This window comes from Pseudomonas sp. H26/SER47-MNA-CIBAN-0231, from assembly GCF_040310465.1.
GTDB classification, from domain to species: Bacteria; Pseudomonadota; Gammaproteobacteria; order Pseudomonadales; family Pseudomonadaceae; genus Aquipseudomonas; species Aquipseudomonas atacamensis.
On record NZ_JBEOPW010000052.1, the window covers coordinates 1 to 437 of the forward strand.

General features: G+C 46.0%; 2 tRNA genes. Both read right to left on the bottom strand.

The features are described from left to right. Positions 1-147: 147 nt before the first annotated feature. Positions 148-223 (bottom strand) — tRNA-Ala (locus AAEZ10_RS27200). A gap of 10 nt (positions 224-233) precedes the next feature. Next, a tRNA-Ile gene (locus AAEZ10_RS27205) sits at positions 234-310 on the bottom strand. Positions 311-437 lie beyond the last annotated feature (127 nt).

A 437-nucleotide genomic window follows, 5' to 3' on the forward strand; every position in this document is an offset into this window, starting at 1 on the left:
AGCCTGATCCGTTACCAGTGAAAGTAACGTTCAGTCTATCTTTCTATCACATACCCAAATTTTTAAAGAACGATCTAATCAAAAGACTAGAAATCAATATTCAGTGCGAATATTCATTTCTAAACTCTCAAACTTCGAAGCAGTTTATGGTGGAGCCAAGCGGGATCGAACCGCTGACCTCCTGCGTGCAAGGCAGGCGCTCTCCCAGCTGAGCTATGGCCCCATAACAAAATTGGTGGGTCTGGGCAGATTCGAACTGCCTACCTCACCCTTATCAGGGGTGCGCTCTAACCAACTGAGCTACAGACCCAATTTCGAGCTTGTAACTGTTAGCTCAGAGCTATCAGCTTGGAGCTTAAAGCTGCTTCTATCGTCTTCTTCAATGAATCAAGCAATTCGTGTGGGAGCTCATGCAGCAGCTGATGTCGTCGATTAAG